Source organism: Prevotella sp. P5-50, from assembly GCF_002251295.1.
In the GTDB taxonomy this organism is placed as follows: domain Bacteria; phylum Bacteroidota; class Bacteroidia; order Bacteroidales; family Bacteroidaceae; genus Prevotella.
On sequence record NZ_NPJA01000041.1, the window covers coordinates 126,623 to 142,879 of the forward strand.

The window sequence follows — 16,257 nt, forward strand, 5'->3', positions numbered from 1 at the left end:
ATTAATAATATAGGCATAAGAACAATGAAAAAGTTTTCTTTGAAATCAGTTATTATGGGCTTCATGCTCATGATGTGTGCAATCGCAAATGCACAGTCAATCAGTGGCGTACTTGATGGCGTACTTGGCAATAATACCACCAGTAGCGGAGGTTCGAATCTTATTTCTAATCTTACTGCTATCTTCTCAGGTAATAAACAGGCCAGTGCAGCAAATATTGTCGGAACATGGGTTTATGAAGAACCAGCCATCGTTCTTAAATCAGACAATGTGTTGACGAATGCTGCGGCCAAGATTGCGGCCAACAAGATGGAAAGTATTCTTCAGACCAAACTGACAACCGTAGGCATCAAACCAGGTGCAATGACGATGACTTTCAAACAAGATGGTACTTTCACTTCAACATTAAAGGGAAAGACCACCCAAGGAAAATGGAGTGTCAAGGACTCCAAGTTGCAGCTTACCACGTTGGGTGTTAAGTCAGTCAGCATCACCACTCAGTTGGAAGGCAAGAAACTCATGTTTGTTGCAAACTCAACCAAGTTGCTCAATCTCTTCAAGGCATTTGGTTCCAAGTCGGGTAACGCAAACCTCCAGACCGTTTCCAAATTGATGAAAAATGTGAATGGAATGGAAGTCGGTGTGACGATGAAAAAGAAGTAAAATGCGGCGTAATACCCGTAATTGGTTAAAAAAACGAAAACAAAAGGATAAAACTTTTCAAAAAACGCTGATATTCCGAAAAATAGCAGTACCTTTGCATCCGCTATTACGAGATAGTAGCACGAAATTCAATTATTAAACATTAAAAGTTATTTAAAACAATGGCAACAAAAATCAGATTGCAACGTCGCGGTCGTAAGAGCTATGCTTTCTATAGCATCGTAATCGCAGACGCAAGAGCACCACGTGATGGTAAATTTACTGAGAAGATTGGAACTTTCAACCCTAACACCAATCCTGCCACAGTAGATTTGAATTTCGAACGCGCACTTTACTGGGTAGAGGCAGGCGCACAGCCCACCGATACCGTTCGCAACATCCTTAGCGGTGAGGGCGTTTACCTGATGAAGCACCTCCGTGGTGGTATTAAGAAGGGCGCTTTCGACGAGGCTGCTGCTCAGAAGAAGTTCGACGCATGGAAGGCTGACAAGCAGAAGGGTCTCGACAAGGTTCGTGAAGACGAGGTCAAAGCCAAGAAAGAGGCTGCTGCTCAGGAGCTCGCTCAAGAAAAGAAACTGAATGAGGAAATGGCCAAGAAGGTAGCTGAGAAGAAGGCTGCTGCTGAGGCTGCAAAGGCAGAGGAAGAGGCCGCAAAGGCTGCTGCTGAAGCAGAGACAGAAGCTCCTGCTGAAGCTTAATTTCCCTTCACACAACGAAACAAAGGAGAGGACGGATGGCAATATTCCGTTCTCTTTTTTTGTTCTATATATTTCCAACGCGGTTTTCTCCTTATTATATTACTACCAACAAACTTACGATCTTCCTTTTTTTATGCACATTCTTGAAATTCCATCATTCTTCCCTCCTTATGGTGGCGAGTTCTGTCTTGAGCAGTCCAAGGCTTTACAGCAGCTCGGCCATGAAGTTCGGATATTGAGTCGCGTTCAACTTGGTATTACTAAAGGTTGGAAAGACTATCTCTTTCTCCCATATACTATGGGTGTAGAAACCATGGATGGGGTAGAGGTGTGGCGTGATTTTCAACGTGGAATCCCCAAGGTGGTGCGTCCCAATGTTGATAGATGGCTGAAAGGAGTGTTGAAATTGTCAGAAGAGTATTTCCGTCAATATGGTTATCCCGACGTCATCCATGCCCATTGCGTGAAATGGGCAGGTCGGGCCGCCATGTTGATAGCGCAGCACCACCGCATCCCTTATGTGATTACCGAACATCTTCCTTCCATGATTTATGAAGAAGAGTTCCGTAGAGCGTCTCTGGGACAATGGGAAATCCCCCTGTTGCGTGAAGCGTTGGAAAAGGCGGATAGGGTAGTGGTCGTTTCCGAGGAGTTAGTGGATGAACTCGCACCGTATTTTGGTAAGCGTTACTCCCATCAGGTCGTTTCTAATATGATAGACACTCGCTTCTTTCATTATGCCAAACGTCAACCTTCTGATACGTTTCGTTTTTGTGCCATAGGCAATTTCATTCCGCGTAAGGGTTACGATATTTTAGCAGGAGCATTTCGGAGATTGAAGAGTCAAGGGGTGAATGCCAGTCTGACGTTGGTTGGTCCTTATACCGATTCTGCCTCTTGCCGCCGCCTTTATGCGAATATTCCAGATGTGCGTTTCGTGGGAACCACAGATAAGATTGGTGTCCGCGACATCCTTTACTCGGCTGATGCTTTAGTGCTTCCCACTCGTAGCGAATCACAGGGCTTGGTTTTGTTGGAGGCTATGAGTACGGGTATTCCCGTCATTACCACCGATGTTGTTCCGCAGAGCGTCCGTCAGCATGATGGTTGTGTGACCGTGCCTACCGAAGATGCGGTTTCGTTGAGCCATGCAATGGTTCGCTTAATCAGTGAACATTTTTCATCCGAACACATTTCTTCTGCCATTTCCGAAAGTTATTCTCCACATATCATCGGAAACCAATTGCAACAGTTGTTTTTCTCGCTGTTAGAGCGTCAAGTGAGACAATGAGCGTGGTGACATAAAAATGCAGACGTACATGCTGACCTGTTGGCGTAAAAAAAAACTTTGCGTTTCCAAAACACGGGAGCGCAAAGTTTTTTTATCTACCGATTAGCTTTCAAATCCGCTTTACACACGCAGACTTGCGCGTAAACTCTTTCATCGTCTTATTTGTAGAGGTATCGTTTGATGCTCTTTTTAGGAGTTTTCTCAAATTCTTCCTTCTGTATTTCTATTTCGGTGATTTTCTCGTAAGCGGGGAGTAGTTCGTTGAGTTGCTGACGGTTCTGCTCCATGACATTGTAGATGTCCTCCTCGTTGAAGTTCATATTCTTCGCTTCATCGTAATCAGGATAAACCAGACCGACAAGCTTGTTGTTGCGCTGAACAACCACAGTTTCCACCACCATAGCCATAGAGTTGAACTTATCTTCTATCTCTTCGGGGTAGATGTTCTGTCCGCTGGGTCCCAGAAGCATGTTTTTCGATCTTCCGTTGATAAACACGTTTTTGTCGTCGTCCATGGTACCAAGGTCTCCCGTATGATACCATCCGTCTTTATCAATAGTTTCTTTGGTAGCTTCATCGTTCTTGTAGTAGCCCAACATGACATTGAGTCCGCGAGCCAAGATTTCACCAGGTTTTGTACTGGGACTGTCTGAGTCAATTTTCACCTCCATGTGAACTACAGGTTGTCCGCAAGAACCCAGTCTGAAGGTTTGCCAGTCGCGGTAGCAGATGATAGGTGCACATTCAGTGGCTCCGTATCCTACGGTGTATGGGAATTCTATTTTGCGGAGGAACGTTTCGATTTCGCGGTTAAACGCAGCACCTCCGATGATTACTTCATAGAGTTCACCTCCAAAAGCCTTCACCACTTCCTGACAGATCATCTGTTTCACCTTTTTGGAGATGACAGGCATTGCCATGAGGAGACGCATGCGGTTGTTTTGTATTTTGGGGAATACCTTCTTTCTGATAATCTTTTCGATGATCAGCGGAACAGCGATGATGATTCTTGGTTTGATGTCGGCAAATGCTTGTGCAATGATGGCAGGCGATGGTATGCGGTTAAGATAATAGACGTGGCATCCGTAGAGGAATTCAAATAGAAATTCGAAAGCCATTCCATACATGTGTGCCATGGGGAGAATGGAGATGATGCGGTCGCCCGTTTTGATGGTGTTACCCAGTACGTTCACGGCAAAGTCGAAGTTCGACCACAGTGCGCGGTAGGGAATCATCACACCTTTAGAGAATCCCGTAGTACCACTGGTATAGTTGATCAGCGCCAGTTGTTCTCCGTTTTCTTCATATTCGTAGTGTACGTGTTCTTTGCGGAAATATTTTGGAAATTTCTTACCGTAAAGTTCGTTAAGATGTTCGCGTGCGTATGTCAGTTTGTCTGTTCTTGAAAGCATGAGAGAGTAGTCGGGGTTGTTGACAATACCCTCAAGATGTGGCATTTGCACAGGGTCAATCTGTGTAGCCACATGGTCGCCCACGAAAAGCAGTTTTGCATCAGAGTGGTTGACAATGTTGTGGATTTGTTCCGGCATGAATTCGTGCAGGATAGGCACGGCAATAGCTCCGTAGGTCAGCGTGGCAAGAAAAGCCACTGCCCATTGGTTTGAGTTTCTTCCGCAGAGTGCGACTTTATCGCCTTTCTGTACACCACAGTTTTCAAAGAGAATATGCAGTTTCTCTATCTTACGTGCCACATCGTGATATTGTAGCGTGGCTCCCTTGTAATCGGTCAAGGCATCAAGATCCCAATTGGTCTTGATGCTTTGCTCGATGAGTTGTATGAAACTTGGTACGTTTTCCATCTTCTACGATTGTTTAGTTTAGTATGATTCTTATTTATACAAGTAGCGCTTGATACTTTTCTTTGGAGTTTTGGCAAATTCCTCATATCGGATTTCGATACTCTGTATGCGGCTGTATGCAGGCATCATATCGTTGAGTTGCTGACGGTTTTGCTCCATGATGTTTTGTAGATCCGTCTCGGTGAATCCCATCTCTTTGACCTCGTCCATGTCAGGATGTACGAGTGCCACAAGGTGTTGGTTGCGCTGTACGATAATACATTCGCTGACAACTGCCATTGATGCGAGTTTGTCTTCTATTTCCTCTGGATATACGTTTTGTCCGCTGGCTCCGATGAGGATGTTCTTTGAGCGTCCTTTGATAAACACATGTCCGTCTTCCGACATGGTTGCAAGGTCTCCGGTATGATACCATCCCTCCTTGTCGAGTGCGGCATCTGTTGCCTCTTGGTTTTTGTAGTAGCCCAACATGACATTGGTGCCTCGTGCCAGAATTTCGCCTGCCGTGTTCCGTGGATCAGGTGAGTCAATCTTCACTTCCATGTAGTCAACGGGCGTACCGCATGATCCTTTTTCAAAATCGTGGAAATCACTGTAGGTAATAAGTGGCGCACATTCAGTAGCACCATAGCCTACGGTGATAGGGAAGTCGATGTCAACGAGGAATTTCTCTATTTCCTTGTTAAGTGGAGCACCTCCTACAATGACTTCATAGGCTCTGCCTCCAAAAGCCTCACATACCTCTTTACAGATATGCTCTTTGACTTTCTTCGAAACCACGGGCATCTGCCAAAGCAGTTTGATAGCGTTGTTCTGTATCTTGGGGAATACTCTCTTGCGTATGATTTTCTCGATGATGAGTGGCACCGCCACTACCAGGTGTGGTCTTACTTCCTTAAAAGCCTCTGCAATAATGGCAGGTGATGGCAGTCGGGTGAGGAAGAAGAGATGGTAGCCTGAACAGAATGAAAACAAGAACTCGATGGCTTGTCCATACATGTGTGCCATGGGGAGGATAGAGAGAATCTTGCTGAACTTAGGCAGTCTTGGTGCCAATGCATTCATGCAGAAACTCACATTGCCCCACACTGCGCGGTAGGGCAGCATTACACCCTTTGAGAACCCGGTAGTACCACTGGTGTAGTTGAGCATGCAGAGTTCTTCGGGTGAATCCACGTGCCAATGAATATCCTCCTTGCGAAATGCCATCGGATATTTCTTTCCAAAGAGTTCATTAAGGTGTTCGCGGGCGTAGGCCAGTTTTTCATTTCTGCATGTGTGGAGTGAGAAATCCGGCAGATTCAGAATACCGCTCAGGTTTGGCATTTCCTTTTCGTCAATGGTCTTGACGATGTAGTCGCCTACGAAAAGCAGTTTTGATTCCGAGTGGTTAACGATGTTGTGAATCTGTTCGCCATTGAATTCATGGAGAATAGGAACGATGACAGCTCCGTATGCGAATGTAGCAAGGTAAGCCACAGCCCAGTGAGCTGAGTTGCGTCCGCACACAGCGATGCGGTCACCTTTCTCTACTCCTGCTGCTTCCATGAGAATGTGGAGCTTTTCTATTTTGCGTGCCACATCGTGATATTGTAGTGTGGCTCCTTTGTAATCAGTCAGTGCATCGAGCAACCAGTTGTCTTTGATGGTTTTTTCGATGTAAGAGTTGAAGCTTGGTATGTTGTCCATTGCACAAATAACGAAATTTTGTGCAAAGGTAATGCTTTTTTTGCACATTCACAAAAAATATGTGCAATAATTTTGTAATATGTCCATTCCCTTATACCATACCTTATTAAATATAAGGTAAAAAGTAAACTGGATGATGTACTTTAGTTTTCCAAGGGCTATTTTAAGGGCTATTTTATGTGTACTTTTGTCGTCTGTGACGGGTGGTGATTGTTCAATGTTGCTGCAAAGGTGTTGCAAAGGTGTTGCAATAAACAAATAGTTGCATTAAAGTTTGTGAATTTTTTCTTTTTTATTAAAAAACTTAGTAATTTTGCGTTCAAAATATCTAAGCAAATAAAGTTAACTAAAATATAAAAATACTGCTTATGTCACAGATTAATGGACACATTTCGCAGATCATCGGCCCGGTAATTGACGTCTATTTCAATACCGAAGGCCAAGACGCAGAGAAAGTGCTTCCCCGTATTCATGAAGCGCTGACCATTAAGCGTCAGGATGGTACGCAACTTGTGGTTGAGGTACAGCAGCACATCGGTGAGGATACCGTGCGCTGTGTTGCCATGGACAATACCGACGGTTTACAGCGTGGACTGGAAGCCGTACCGATGGGTTCTCCTATTTTGATGCCTTCAGGCGAACAGATCAAAGGCCGAATGCTCAATGTTATCGGCCAGCCGATTGATGGTATGAAACAGCTCGCGATGGAGGGTGCTTACCCCATTCACCGTGAGGCTCCTAAGTTTGAAGAACTTTCTACCACCAAGGAGATACTTGCCACGGGTATCAAGGTCATCGACCTGTTGGAACCCTACCTTAAAGGTGGTAAGATTGGACTTTTCGGTGGTGCTGGTGTAGGTAAGACCGTGCTGATCATGGAGCTCATCAACAATATCGCCAAGGGGCACAACGGATTCTCTGTATTCGCCGGAGTAGGAGAGCGTACCCGTGAGGGTAACGACCTGATCCGCGAGATGATTGAGTCTGGCGTTATCCGTTACGGCGACAAGTTCCGCAAGGCCATGGACGAAGGCAAATGGGATCTCTCGCTGGTTGACCCTGAAGAACTGAAAAAGAGTCAGGCCACCCTTGTGTATGGTCAGATGAACGAACCACCGGGTGCCCGTGCATCCGTAGCCCTTTCTGGTCTGACCGTTGCAGAAGGCTTCCGCGATGGCGGCAGTAAGGATGGCGGTGCAAGCGATATTTTGTTCTTTATCGACAATATCTTCCGTTTCACTCAGGCTGGTTCCGAGGTGTCTGCCCTGTTGGGCCGTATGCCTTCAGCTGTAGGTTATCAGCCTACGCTTGCCTCTGAAATGGGATCCATGCAGGAGCGCATCACCTCTACCAAGAAAGGTTCTATCACTTCCGTACAGGCTGTTTACGTGCCTGCCGACGACTTGACCGACCCTGCTCCAGCAACTACGTTTACCCACCTTGACGCCACAACCGTGCTTGACCGTAAGATTGCCGAACTTGGTATCTATCCTGCCGTAGATCCTCTGGGAAGTACCTCACGAATCCTCGACCCACTCGTTGTGGGCAAAGAGCATTATGAGTGTGCCCAGCGCGTGAAGGAGATCCTGCAGCGCTATAAAGAATTGCAAGACATCATCGCCATCCTTGGTATGGACGAACTCTCCGACGAGGATAAGCAGACTGTAAACCGCGCACGTCGCGTGCAGCGTTTCCTCTCTCAGCCATTCTCAGTAGCCGAGCAGTTCACTGGTCTGCCAGGTGTGATGGTGCCCATCGAAGAGACCATCAAGGGTTTCAATGCCATTCTTGACGGTGAGGTTGACGATCTTCCAGAGCAGGCCTTCCTCAATGTAGGAACTATTGAAGATGCGAAGGCAAAGGCCAAAAAACTGTTGGAAGCTGCTAAAGGATAATTCGTATGTTGAAGTTGAAAATAGTTTCTCCCCAGAAAATCGAGTTTGAGGGCGATGTTCAGAGCGTTCTCGTTCCTGGTGTCTTGGGCCAGTTTGAAATACTGACCAACCACGCCCCGATTATCTCTGCGCTGACAGAAGGAACCGTAGTCTATGCGAAGTCAGACGGTGTGAAAAGCCAACTGGCTGTTGCTGGCGGTTTTGTTGAAGTGCAGAAGAATGAGGTGGCACTTTGTGTAGAACTCAATGCATAAGGGAAACAGACCAATGACGGAAGTACAAGAAAATCACATGATGCGTAAAGCTGCAGTCACCTATATCATTCAGAGCCTGACAATCATCGCAGTGATGACTGTTCTGGCCCTGTTGAGTGCCGGTGTATGGGGAAGCCTTTCGATGATAGGCGTGCCCCTTGCCGTTGCTGCAGGTTTCCAAGTGTTCGCCAGCCTGACCTACGGTTTGGCTTGGCGTGCGGTGGCATCCAGTTCATCAGCCAGTCTGCCGACGTTCTATCTTGCAGCATCTGGCTTGCGTATGATAGCAGGCATTGCCACCGTGCTGATCTATCTGTTTCTTGCCGACGACGAGATGCAGATTCGCTTCTTCGTCTTCCTCTTCCTTGTCTATTACCTTGTGCTGCTCATTTACGATACCCTTTACTTTGTGAGGGTGGAGAAAAAGATTCATCGAAATGCATAAAATAAAGAAAATGAAATATTTACTCGTAAGTCTTCTACTGTTACTTGGGCTTTCGTCCCCTGTCAATGCGACAGCGTCTAATAGCGTTGACGTGAAGGAAATCGTGTTGGGCCACATGGCAGACGCCTACGAATGGCACATTACCACATTCGGGAAGACCCATGTCAGCATTCCCCTGCCGGTCATTGTGAGAAGTGAGGCAACGGGAGCATGGCATTGTTTCAGTTCCTCTCGCATCGAAGAGGCTGCCGAAGAAGGTCACGATTACCAAGGCTTCTATTTCAACGAGGCGAAGAACGGTAAGATTTATGAGCGGCTTTCCGACGGTAGTAGCGTGCGTCCTTGGGATTTGAGCATCACCAAGAGTGTGCTTCAGATATGGATTGTAGTATTTGTCATGCTCGCCATCTTCCTCAGTTGCGCCCGTTGGTACAAGAAGCACGATGTGACGCGTGAGAGCCCCAGAGGCTTTGTCGGCATGATGGAAATGCTGGTCATGACCATCCACGACGACCTCATCAAGGACTCCATCGGCGAGAAGCACTATCGTCCCTATGCCCCTTATCTGCTGACAGCGTTCTTCTTCATTCTGATCACCAACCTGTTGGGCTTGTTGCCGGTATTCCCCGGTGGCGCCAATGTGACGGGAAATATCAACGTCACCTTCTTCCTTGCCCTGTGCACCATGTTGGCAATCAACCTGTTTGGCAATAAGGAATACTGGAAGGAAATCTTCTGGCCCGACGTGCCTGCATTCCTCAAGGCTTATCCCGTGGCTATTATGCCAGTCATCGAACTCTTCGGCATTCTCACCAAGCCCTTCGCGCTGATGATCCGTTTGTTTGCCAACATGATGGCAGGCCACGCCATTATCCTCTCCTTCACAGCCATCATCTTCATCGGATGGTCACTCAATGCTGTTTTGGGAAGTGGACTTACCGTGCTGAGCTTCGTCATGATGCTCTTCATGAACTGCCTTGAGTTTCTTGTGGCATTCATCCAGGCATACGTGTTCACCATGTTGAGTGCAGTATTTATCGGACTGGCTCACCCCGAACACCATGAAGGATAAACACATTCTCTAAAGAAAAAAAGTAAACAAAAAAAATAAGTATAACCCATTTAAAAATTTAAGATTATGTTATCATTGATTTTACAGGCAGCCGCAGGTGCTGGTCTCGCTAAGTTTGGTGCCGGTCTCGGCGCAGGTATTGCAGCTATTGGAGCCGGTCTCGGTATCGGTCGTATTGGTGGAAGCGCTATGGATGCTATTGCCCGTCAGCCCGAAGCAGCAGGTACTATCCGTACAAACATGATTCTGACAGCAGCCTTCGTAGAGGGTGTTGCCCTGTTTGCCGTTGTAGTTTGCGCACTTTGCGTGTTCATGTAATCCATAAAAAACTTCAAAGCAAATGGATATGAATTTACCATCAATACTGACGCCCGACTTCGGACTCTTCTTCTGGATGCTCGTCGCGTTTTTGGTGGTCTTCCTTCTGCTCGCTAAGTTCGGTTTCCCCGTCATCACCAAATCGGTAGAGGAGCGTAAGAACTTCATCGACGAGAGTCTCCGCAAGGCCCATGAGGCACAGGAGCGACTCGCCAACATCGAGAAAGAAGGAGAATCCATCTTGCAGGAGGCTCGCGAGAAGCAGACACAGATACTCCGTGAGGCAGCCCAGACCCGCGACGCCATCGTGGAGCAGGCCCAGGAAAAAGCCCGTCAGGAAGGTTCACGCTTGTTGGATGAGGCAAAGACTGCCATTGCCCAGGAGAAGAATGCCGCAATCGCCGACATTCGTCGTCAGGTAGCAGCCTTGAGTGTCGATATTGCCGGAAAGGTTCTTCGCGAGAATCTGAAAGACGACAAGTCGCAGATGGATTTGATTGACCGTATGCTGGATGAAGTTTCTGCTAAATGACAATAAGTAATTGATGATTGCGTATGGATATTGGAGCAATATCGATCAGATATGCACGGGCCCTGTTGAAGGCAGCCACCGCTGAAGGTCTCGAAGACAAGGTCTATCAGGACATGATGACCTTGGCGAAGAGCTACCTGGAGGTAGATCAGCTGCGGCAGACCGTCGAAAATCCCATGCTTTCGAAAGAAAAGAAGGAGGGCATACTGGCGGTTGCCGCCGGTGAGCAGCCTTCTGTTCTCACTCGAAACTTCATCAATCTCGTATTGAAAGAAGGCCGCGAGAACGTGATGCAGTTCATTGCGAATTCATATATCACGCTCTACCGCAAGCAGAAGAACATCATCCGTGGAAAACTCACCACCGCAGCGCGTGTGTCCGCTCAGACCGAGCAGAAGATGCGCCAGATGGTAGAGAGTAAGACTAATGGCACTGTGGAGTTTGAGACAGAGGTAAATCCCGATATCATCGGCGGCTTTATCCTTGAGTACGACACCTATCGCATGGATGCGAGCGTGAAGTCGAAGCTCAACACCATTCTCACACAGTTAAGTAAATAAGCAATAGTGTCCCCCCGTGGCACTTGTATCAAGCATTATTATTAAAAACAAATGTCAGACAAAATAAAACCAAGCGAAGTCTCGCAGGTGCTGCTCGAACAGCTCAAGGGCGTCAACGACTCTGCCAGTTTCGATGAAGTGGGCACCGTCCTCACCGTCGGCGATGGTGTGGCACGCATCTATGGACTCCGCAATGCAGAAGCCAACGAGTTGCTCGAGTTCGAGAATGGCACTATGGCCATTGTGATGAACCTCGAGGAAGACAACGTGGGTTGTGTGCTTCTCGGTCCAACGGCAGGCATTAAAGAGGGACAGGTCGTGAAGCGCACCAAGCGCATCGCATCTATCCGCGTCAACGACAATATGTTGGGACGCGTCATCAACCCCCTCGGACAGGCTGTGGATGGAAAGGGAGACATCGACCTGACAGGAGCATTTGAGATGCCGCTCGACCGTAAGGCTCCTGGTGTGATCTACCGTCAGCCGGTAAAGGAACCGCTCCAGACCGGATTGAAGGCTGTCGATTCCATGATTCCTATCGGTCGCGGACAGCGTGAGCTCATCATCGGCGACCGCCAGACGGGAAAGACCGCCATTGCCGTAGATACCATCATCAACCAGAAGAGTTTCTATGAAGCAGGCAAACCCGTCTATTGTATTTACGTGGCAATCGGACAGAAAGCCTCTACCGTAGCCACACTGGTACAGTCGCTCAAAGAGCACGGCGCCATGCCCTATACCATCGTAGTAGCCGCCACAGCAGCCGATCCTGCTGCCATGCAGTATTACGCTCCGTTTGCAGGAGCTGCCATCGGTGAGTACTTCCGCGACCGCGGTTATGCCGCCCTTGTGGTTTACGACGACCTCTCCAAGCAGGCTGTTGCCTATCGTGAGGTATCCCTCATCCTTCGCCGCCCGTCAGGACGTGAAGCCTATCCTGGTGACGTGTTCTACCTCCACTCTCGTTTGTTGGAGCGCGCAGCAAAGATGAACGAACAGCAGGAGGTGGCAGAACAGATGAACGACCTGCCTGCATGCATGAAGGGTCATGTACGCGGTGGTGGTTCGCTCACCGCACTTCCTATCATCGAGACCCAGGCAGGCGACGTGTCAGCGTATATTCCTACCAACGTCATCTCCATCACCGACGGACAGATCTTCCTGGAGAGCGACCTCTTCAACCAAGGATTCCGTCCAGCCATCAACGTAGGTATCTCCGTATCCCGTGTGGGTGGTTCGGCACAGATCAAGTCGATGAAGAAGGTGGCAGGAACATTGAAGATCGACCAGGCACAGTATCGTGAACTGGAGTCCTTCTCTAAGTTCTCCAGCGATATGGATGCCGTGACCGCCATGACCCTCGACCGTGGTCGTAAAAACAACCAGTTGCTCATCCAGCCACAATACAGCCCCATGCCCGTAGGCGAGCAGGTGGCAATCCTCTATTGTGGTGTACACGGACTGATGCGCGAGGTACCCATCGAGAAAGTACGCGAGTGTCAGGATGCCTTCCTCGACAAACTGCGCACCTCCGCTCCCGAAGTCATCGAGACCTTGGGCAGTGGCAAGATCGACGACGCCACCACACAGCGTATCGAACAAGTCATGGCAGACATCGCCGGAACCTATAAAGCCTGATAGCCTATGCCGAGTCTGAAAGAAATCAAGGGACGTATAGCAAGTGTCCAGAGTACCCGTAAGATTACGAGTGCCATGAAGATGGTAGCTTCTTCCAAGCTCCATCATGCCCAGGTGGCCATCCAGAACATGCTGCCCTACGAGACCTTGCTGGAGCATATCCTGAAGTCGTTTCTTGCGGCAGAGGCCGAGGCACAGACTGTGTTCAACGAAGAGCGTCCCTTGAAGCGTGTGGCACTGGTGGTCTATTCCAGCAGTTCATCGCTTTGTGGCGGATTCAATGCCAATATCATCCGTTTGCTCAAGCATCGTGTTGATGACCTCTCTGCCCAACTTGGCGCCGGTCAGGTTGAGATCTATCCCATCGGACGTAAAGTGGCTGATGCAGCCGCCAAGATGGGGTGTAAGGTCCATACCGACTATGCCGACATGGTGGAACATCCCGATGTTGCCCAGTGCATCGCATTGGCGCGCGAGCTCGGAGGCCGTTTCATGCACGGTGAGATAGACAAGGTCGATTTGATCTACCACCACTTCAAGAGTGCAGGATCGCAGGTGCTCACCACCAAGACCTTCCTCCCCATCGATTTGGAGAGCGAGCTCCAGCGTGACCATGAGCGCGACCTCACCACTACTGTTGTCACGCGTGAGGCACAGGACTATCTCAAGCGCAACGCCCGCAACGAGCAGAAGCGCGAGGAGAAAGCAGTACCTCTGAACGACAACTTCATCGTCGAGCCCGACATGAAGAGCGTTCTCACGTTGCTCATCCCCAAGCTCGCACATCTGATGCTCTACACAGCCCTGCTCGACAGCATTGCCTCAGAGCATGCAGCGCGCATGGTAGCCATGCAGACAGCGACCGACAATGCCGATGAGCTATTGCGTCAGCTGAACCTGCAGTACAACAAGAGTCGTCAGCAAGCCATTACCAATGAGTTGCTCGACATTGTAGGTGGTTCGATAAACAGTTGATTTTATATCGTTTTTAGAGATAAATGGGTGTTCGCTTGGTCGGACACCCATTTTTCTTTATGCGCACACGGAGTGTTTAGTTTATAGGTTAAAGGTTAAAGTTTATAGTTTAAAGGTTAAAGTTTAAAGGTTAAAGTTTAAAGGTTAGAGGTTAGAGATTATAGTTGAAGATTATTCTAAAGATTTTTGTTAAGATTTCGAGCATCTCTGATGCGATCCATAACAAAGTCCTTCCCAGAAGCGAGGAACTCGAGCGCATTTTGGTCAAAGATTTTTGTTAAAGATTTTATTTCCGTCTAAATTCCGTCTAAATTCCGATGATCCAATGATACGATGATTGATTTCTGGCCAAAGGCCATATTTTATTAAAGATTTCCTCCAAAGATTTCTAGCCTTCAGGCTACTAAAAAAAACCGTTTTCCATAACTGTCAACTGTCAACTGTAACGCTTGGAAATGATGATGTTGACTACGGATAGTTTGGGATGACATTGACCTGTGACATGTTATATAACCAAACTATGCTTTTCATTATCTTGACCGTCTAATAACTCATAGAGAGTTGTATCAGTAAACGTCCTCCATATCTTTAAACCAACGGACTTGTAATCGTTGAAAAGTTGTCCGATGAACTCAATCTCGAATACAAGTCTAAGGTCATTCTGATCTTCCTCAGGAGTTCCTTCTTTACGGAATCCAAGACGTGCAATTTTAATCAGATAAATGTCTCTTATGCCTTTGCCTTTAAGGTATGGCACAAAATAGTATAATCTATTTAGTGCAACTGTTGTTGGAAACTTCTTACCAGTATAATATATCTTGGCTGACTGTCCGGCAAAATGCTCAAAATTATCTGATTTAACGAGACTAATCAAACAATTCTTATCAATATTTAAAGCGGAAGGAATGATTTTGCATCCATAAACACTTGTCGCACTATCATTAACCATCCAGTTTTCAACGATAGGATTGTCTGCATATTGATCGAACAACTCTAGGAAATTCAATTGTTTTGCTACCGTCTTAGCATTCTTGGATTTCTTGCTGTCTGCTCCTATGTTTTTGAAATACAGATTGGCAAAAATCTCATCAATCTCCTTTTTGTCAGTTTCAACATTCGTGTCACCATTTTTCAAGTTGACAATGATATTCTGAACCAATGCATCTACCTTATTCTTTGTCTTGTCACAAGGTACAATAAAAGGAATCTTCTTAATATAATTGGCAGAATTATTGGTTGATGGATTGATTGCGTTGATTAATTCTGTACATACAGAAGAGTTGAAGAATCCTAAAAGGTAGAATATCCACTTCTCTTCTTTTGGGAAAACTCCGACTATAGATTGGTCAAATAAACGTCCTTCAATCAAAGCTCCAGTGAGTTTGGATGAACGTATCATCGGAATTCCGATTCCATTTTTAAAATAGAAATCAGAGTTTTGAAACCGACACTTTTTGCTTTGTTTATATTCAGAAATAGCTTGAGCAGACCAATCCATAAACCAATGGTTGGGCTTCACATACTCAATATTGCCACCTTTGACGATGGGTACAAGATAATCATCCTCTGTAATACCTGAGACTTTTTCTTCCTGAGACAAGTCCAATCTACGAATATTCTCAGTTTTTGCACAGATATACTTTTTTGAATTTTTAATCTCACTATTTAATGGATGAAGATAATTCTTGTCATTTCCAGAATAAAATCCAGTAACACAACTTGCTATATCTCCAATCTTTTTTAAATCTTCATTGTTAATCAGACTGGCGACTTTATCTGTTGAATTAAACATGAATGCAGAACCAACTCCATCATAAACAGATTTCTGAGAGATAATTTTTCGGGTACCGCAATTACTGTTCTCCAATTCTTCAACTGACTTAAAGTTTGTTCTAATAACTATTTCATTATTCATATTCTGAGAAATTTCAGTGGATTTTTTTAGAGTAATGATACAGAGATTCGCATAGCCAAAATTAATGCCAGGAAAGAAAGAAGATGGGAATAAAGCCAACTCCCTAATTTGCGTGTTGGTTAACAAAAATTTTCTAATAGACAGATGTCTATGAAGAGAAAGAAACGTATCAGGGATAATAAAACAAAGTTCACCGTTTTCCTTCAAGCAACGTGTGCAAGCATAAAGGAATAAGGTATAACTCTCTTCACTAGTGTCCACTAAATAAATTTAAGACTTAATTCTCTTACAGTTTGTAACTTCTCGGCAGGTTCGCTTTTGCCGAGCAAATCTACGAGAGGGGTTCTGTCCAGCAATGAGACAGATAAAATTCTTAACAAATCATACATTTCCATATTCAATTTCATTTTTCGTTCAACAATCGCAACCAAGCAATATGCAATGATTGCACTATACAATTGTATCTTTACAGCATTTTCGGTTGTGCCATAG

15 protein-coding genes and 2 pseudogenes are annotated in these 16,257 nt (G+C 46.4%); 12 read left to right on the forward strand and 5 right to left on the reverse strand.

The features are described 5' to 3' along the window. Nucleotides 1-24: 24 nt before the first annotated feature. The 3 genes from CIK88_RS09870 to CIK88_RS09880 all read left to right on the forward strand — a co-directional run bounded on the left by CIK88_RS09870 (nt 25) and on the right by CIK88_RS09880 (nt 2,652). Nucleotides 25-663, forward strand: coding sequence for a lipocalin-like domain-containing protein (locus CIK88_RS09870; RefSeq protein WP_094436188.1), 639 nt, complete (start codon nt 25-27; stop codon nt 661-663). Nucleotides 664-824: 161 nt separating this feature from the next. After that, complete coding sequence (locus CIK88_RS09875) at nt 825-1,361, forward strand: 30S ribosomal protein S16 (protein WP_094389916.1); 537 nt, start codon at nt 825-827, stop codon at nt 1,359-1,361. A gap of 133 nt (nt 1,362-1,494) precedes the next feature. Continuing rightward, nucleotides 1,495-2,652 carry a glycosyltransferase family 4 protein gene (locus tag CIK88_RS09880; RefSeq protein ID WP_094436190.1) on the forward strand — a complete coding sequence of 386 codons (1,158 nt, stop codon included), beginning with the start codon at nt 1,495-1,497 and terminating at the stop codon, nt 2,650-2,652. A 158-nt stretch (nt 2,653-2,810) separates the two neighbouring features. Here CIK88_RS09880 and CIK88_RS09885 read toward each other — a convergent pair whose 3' ends face one another. Both CIK88_RS09885 and CIK88_RS09890 read right to left on the reverse strand, forming a co-directional pair. Continuing rightward, on the reverse strand, nt 2,811-4,472 hold the full coding sequence (locus CIK88_RS09885) for an AMP-binding protein (protein ID WP_094436192.1): 1,662 nt from the start codon (nt 4,470-4,472) through the stop codon (nt 2,811-2,813). A 30-nt stretch (nt 4,473-4,502) separates the two neighbouring features. Beyond that, nucleotides 4,503-6,161, reverse strand: coding sequence for an AMP-binding protein (locus tag CIK88_RS09890; RefSeq protein ID WP_094389919.1), 1,659 nt, complete (start codon nt 6,159-6,161; stop codon nt 4,503-4,505). Between the two features lie 368 nt (nt 6,162-6,529). Between CIK88_RS09890 and atpD the strand changes: the two genes are divergently transcribed. The 9 genes from atpD to CIK88_RS09935 all read left to right on the forward strand — a co-directional run bounded on the left by atpD (nt 6,530) and on the right by CIK88_RS09935 (nt 13,850). After that, the gene (gene atpD, locus CIK88_RS09895; RefSeq protein ID WP_094389920.1) at nt 6,530-8,056 is read left to right on the forward strand and encodes a F0F1 ATP synthase subunit beta; all 1,527 of its coding nucleotides are present in this window, start codon (nt 6,530-6,532) and stop codon (nt 8,054-8,056) included. A gap of 5 nt (nt 8,057-8,061) precedes the next feature. Beyond that, nucleotides 8,062-8,310 carry an ATP synthase F1 subunit epsilon gene (gene atpC / locus CIK88_RS09900; RefSeq protein ID WP_094389921.1) on the forward strand — a complete coding sequence of 83 codons (249 nt, stop codon included), beginning with the start codon at nt 8,062-8,064 and terminating at the stop codon, nt 8,308-8,310. Nucleotides 8,311-8,323: 13 nt separating this feature from the next. After that, complete coding sequence (locus CIK88_RS09905) at nt 8,324-8,755, forward strand: hypothetical protein (RefSeq protein ID WP_144007235.1); 432 nt, start codon at nt 8,324-8,326, stop codon at nt 8,753-8,755. A gap of 10 nt (nt 8,756-8,765) precedes the next feature. After that, on the forward strand, nt 8,766-9,827 hold the full coding sequence (gene atpB, locus CIK88_RS09910) for a F0F1 ATP synthase subunit A (protein WP_094389933.1): 1,062 nt from the start codon (nt 8,766-8,768) through the stop codon (nt 9,825-9,827). 63 nt (nt 9,828-9,890) lie between these two features. Next, nucleotides 9,891-10,145, forward strand: a complete 255-nt coding sequence (gene atpE, locus CIK88_RS09915; protein WP_094389923.1) for an ATP synthase F0 subunit C — start codon at nt 9,891-9,893, stop codon at nt 10,143-10,145. Between the two features lie 22 nt (nt 10,146-10,167). Continuing rightward, nucleotides 10,168-10,677 (forward strand): F0F1 ATP synthase subunit B, encoded by a 510-nt coding sequence (gene atpF, locus CIK88_RS09920; RefSeq protein ID WP_094389924.1) that lies wholly within the window; start codon nt 10,168-10,170, stop codon nt 10,675-10,677. 23 nt (nt 10,678-10,700) lie between these two features. Then, complete coding sequence (locus CIK88_RS09925) at nt 10,701-11,237, forward strand: F0F1 ATP synthase subunit delta (RefSeq protein ID WP_094389925.1); 537 nt, start codon at nt 10,701-10,703, stop codon at nt 11,235-11,237. A 51-nt stretch (nt 11,238-11,288) separates the two neighbouring features. Continuing rightward, nucleotides 11,289-12,875, forward strand: a complete 1,587-nt coding sequence (gene atpA / locus CIK88_RS09930) for a F0F1 ATP synthase subunit alpha (RefSeq protein WP_094389926.1) — start codon at nt 11,289-11,291, stop codon at nt 12,873-12,875. A gap of 6 nt (nt 12,876-12,881) precedes the next feature. Further along, entirely contained in the window at nt 12,882-13,850 is a 969-nt protein-coding gene (locus CIK88_RS09935; protein WP_094389927.1) for a F0F1 ATP synthase subunit gamma, read from the forward strand. A 505-nt stretch (nt 13,851-14,355) separates the two neighbouring features. Here the strand turns inward: CIK88_RS09935 and CIK88_RS09940 are convergent. The 3 genes and pseudogenes from CIK88_RS09940 to CIK88_RS12510 all read right to left on the reverse strand — a co-directional run. After that, entirely contained in the window at nt 14,356-15,765 is a 1,410-nt protein-coding gene (locus CIK88_RS09940) for a BREX-1 system adenine-specific DNA-methyltransferase PglX (RefSeq protein WP_254046884.1), read from the reverse strand. Nucleotides 15,766-15,864: 99 nt separating this feature from the next. Then, a pseudogene (locus CIK88_RS12820) lies at nt 15,865-16,026 on the reverse strand (Eco57I restriction-modification methylase domain-containing protein); the annotation flags it as partial. Continuing rightward, nucleotides 16,026-16,257: pseudogene (locus CIK88_RS12510) on the reverse strand (IS4 family transposase); the annotation flags it as partial. The pseudogenes CIK88_RS12510 and CIK88_RS12820, both read right to left, overlap by 1 nt.